At 50.1% G+C, this 3,343-nt stretch carries 2 protein-coding genes and 2 pseudogenes; all 4 read right to left on the minus strand.

Features of this window, described 5'->3' with window-relative positions; all coding sequences use genetic code 11:
* Positions 1–81: pseudogene (locus ABLN87_RS22000) on the minus strand (IS5/IS1182 family transposase); the annotation flags it as partial.
* 63 nt (positions 82–144) lie between these two features.
* A pseudogene (locus ABLN87_RS22005) lies at positions 145–396 on the minus strand (transposase); the annotation flags it as partial.
* A gap of 304 nt (positions 397–700) precedes the next feature.
* The gene (locus tag ABLN87_RS22010; protein WP_353014245.1) at positions 701–2,644 is read right to left on the minus strand and encodes a hypothetical protein; all 1,944 of its coding nucleotides are present in this window, start codon (positions 2,642–2,644) and stop codon (positions 701–703) included.
* A 221-nt stretch (positions 2,645–2,865) separates the two neighbouring features.
* Positions 2,866–3,343 (minus strand): integrase core domain-containing protein (locus tag ABLN87_RS22015; protein ID WP_417750417.1); only part of this gene is annotated, 478 nt, incomplete at its 5' end.

The raw sequence follows: 3,343 nt of genomic DNA on the forward strand, positions 1-3,343 counted from the left end.
CCGTGGCTTGCCATGGGATTTCGGGAAGAAGGGCTCCAGACGCGCCATTTGCGCCTCCGTCAGCCAGAAAAGATCAGACATGTTCACCGCTCGTTTTTGAGCCGTGAATCATGATGCTAAAGGGAAATCAATGGGTACAGAGCCTAGAATGAGCTTGTCCAACGTCAGGTCCGATACAGCCTTTCTCAGCCGCTCATTCTCTTTCTGAAACCGTTTGAGTTCCTTGAGTTGGGCCGTTCCCATCCCGCCATACTGCTTGCGCCAACGGTAGTAGGTCTGCTCAGTTATGCGCACTTCGCGGATCGCATCAACGCGCGCTATTCCTTGTCCGGCAAGCACATCAACCTGCCGCAGCTTCTGAACTATTTCCTCTGGCTTGTGCCGCTTGTTCGCCATTCTCTGTCCTCCGTTTCCTAAACATAACGGTGGACCAATTCAGATGCGGCACTCCAGTCGCTTGGGCGCCTAAGGCAATCAAACCAAACCTAGGGCTTCTCCAGAGTCTGCAGGAAACTTGGGGCGCGGTCACACCATTCTCAAACAACGGGAAAGGATCGACCGGAAGACACTCGAAACCCGGCGCTTAAAGCACAGCAAATCCGCTGCATAATCAAATCAACCGGATGCGCCAGATCCTCTCTTAGCTTAGGCGGCCATCTGTCCAAAAAACCCCTGACGACGGGCACACCGGAAAACAAATTCAAGAAAGTAGATTTCGCCGGAGCGACATTTCAGCCAACACTTCTGCTCGCTCACCCTCATTCTCTGGCATTTCGGCTAATTGACTTGAAGCCATATCAATCTGTTCGAGTGCAATAGAGGAAAGCTGCATGTTCCACAACTGATGATTCTCCCGCCTGAAATGCAGCTCAGAAGATACAGGGTTGTCACTTTGCAAACTTGCTAGCGTATGAATACGGCCACTGTCATCTGCAAGAAACTGAGACCCGAATACGCTTTGCTCCGAGACACTTTGTTGAGGTACTAGAGTCGATACTTCGGTTAAAGGGAGCTCGTATTTCTTCACGTGTTCTCGTAGGTTCTCAGTGATAGATATTCTCCCATCTTGCAAATGCTCCGGCGGCAGCCGATCCAGAGCGGACATGTCCATTGTTTTGAGCAAGCTAACGGGCAGAATGAAATCTGCTTCACCATTTGCATGGGCACGAGCGGAAGCTATCAACTCATCAGGGTATAGCAGGGCTTCTTTTAGTGTTTCGATCGCATCACTACATCTTTCGAAAACACCACTGAGGCGAGTTTGATCATACTGCACGGTTGCAACTTCTTTATCCGAGCTCATAATGTTTGACAATTCACTTACAGACTTCGGTAGATCGCCGGAAGGCTCTAGTGAAACCACAATTACACTTTCTTCGTCGTCAATGCTTAACACAACTGGGACTTCATTTCCATCACTTCCTAGAAGAAGGCCAACGGTTCCATATCTATCCAGCACTTCGTGGATTTCATCAGCGGTCTCACCGGATCGGCCAGGAATATCTGTTGGGTCCAAAAGGAATATCTCGATTCCGTAATCTTTAGAGTAACTTTCCGCTAGAATGGCTTTGCCGATGTGTCCTAGATCCAAGCGAATCTCCTCGACTTTGTCACTGAGTTGGTGCCGACCTTTGAATGCAGACGCAGATAAAAACGAAACTTGTTCGTCGAATTTGACCCCCCCGATCTCTCGGGATTGCGATTGATCCATTCGAATTAGACGGACCAAATCAACTGGGCGTACTTCTGGTGGCAAGGCCGAAGTTATCTTTTGAAGATATTCAGGTAGGCCGTGATCGCGGATGTTCTTTAGAACAGGGTCAGGCGCAGGCTGTGATATTTGGTTGATATTCTCTGTCACTTGCACGTGGTCCGCAACTGGGATCGATTGTGCTGACGAAGACTCTGGGCCAGTGCTATCCATAGTTGACACAACTGGCCGCTCGCGATGTGTTTCAGGCTGCCGAACCCGATACCCATTTCCTTCCAGGAAAGAAAGGAGACCACGCTGTGCATTTTCGATTTCACCGAGGTCTGATCGCGCAGTGGCACCAACAATTGCATCAATATGGTTCCTTGCGTCTCTCTGAAAGCTGACCTGAGAATTGATCCGAGGATGTAGCTGGCTAGAGGGCCTCGGCGACCAATCGTCACCCATTGAAGACCCTGAAGAGCTCGCATCGTAGCCCTGCTCGGATGCGCTACTTTGTGCGTTGTCTTTGACCAAATTCCTGCTCAGCAATGGGCCGTCTTCTTGATTAAGTTCAGGATCAAACTCCTCGTCGATAGCCGAAGCATTGCCACCGTCTATTTCACCGCGTTTAGTGGGGGCTTTGGAGATTTCGGCTAATTCGCGGAACGGTTGTTGTGTTTGGGCGCTAAGGCTTGGTCTTAGGGATGGACCAGTTTCAGTAATGTCTGTCATGTGTCTAGCGAACGAAGAAGAGCGGCTCCCTATTTCTCTTCTATTGGGTGAAGTAGCTTCATTGAACAACTCAGACTGCTGACCTCTATCCAACTGTCTATTCGTTGCTCGCCCATCCACCGCCATATCATGGTTGGCATGTGATCTCTCTTCTCTTGGGGTTGCTGTCCCCACACCAAAACCAAAACAAGATGCGATAGTCTTAATAAATCCTGACATTATTCTATCCCTTCGATGTCCAAGAAAGAAGAGAGGGTTATTATATTATATTATATTCAGAACTTTTTAATTGGAATGGCGACGCACGATCGAGTCACCACGATAGCTGCGAGTGTGATTGGACCTGTGGCGGTTTGATGCCGCTCCTTTCTTAGCATTTACTGCAGCAAAGGAGACAGACTGTCCGTCGTCAGGGAATTTGGGACAGATGGCGCTCTGATCTAAGAGAGGGTCTGGCTCAACTGGTTGTTGTGATTATGCGGCGGATTTGCGGTGTCGAGGTCGGTTTCGATGGTCTTTCGTTTGATCCTTTCTCGTTGTCTCAGAATGGTTTGGCCTCGTCCGAAGTAGACGTCAGCGGGCGTGAGGTTTTGCAGGCTCTCGTGGTAGCGGCGGTGATTGTAATGCTCGACGATAGCGTCAATCTGCTGCGTGAGATCGCCAGGTAGATAGTAGTTTTCCAATAAGATGCGGTTCTTGAGGGTCTGATGCCAGCGCTCAATCTTGCCTTGGGTTTGCGGATGATAAGGCGCACCACGCACGTGATCCATTTGCTGATCTTCCAGCCAATCGGCCAACTCTCCGGAAATGTAGCTGGACCCGTTGTCGCTGAGCAGACGCGGTTTGTGCAGCACCGTTGCCTGATCACAGTCTGAGGCGTGCAAAGCGAGGTCCAGTGTGTCGGTCACGTCCTCGGTC

It is taken from the genome of Ruegeria sp. SCP10 (assembly GCF_040329495.1).
Taxonomy (GTDB): domain Bacteria; phylum Pseudomonadota; class Alphaproteobacteria; order Rhodobacterales; family Rhodobacteraceae; genus Ruegeria.

Bases quoted from the DNA above. Each gene is read 5' to 3' on its own strand.
- ABLN87_RS22010 (WP_353014245.1), bottom strand. From the start codon at position 2,644: ATGTCAGGATTTATTAAGACTATCGCATCTTGTTTTGGTTTTGGTGTG.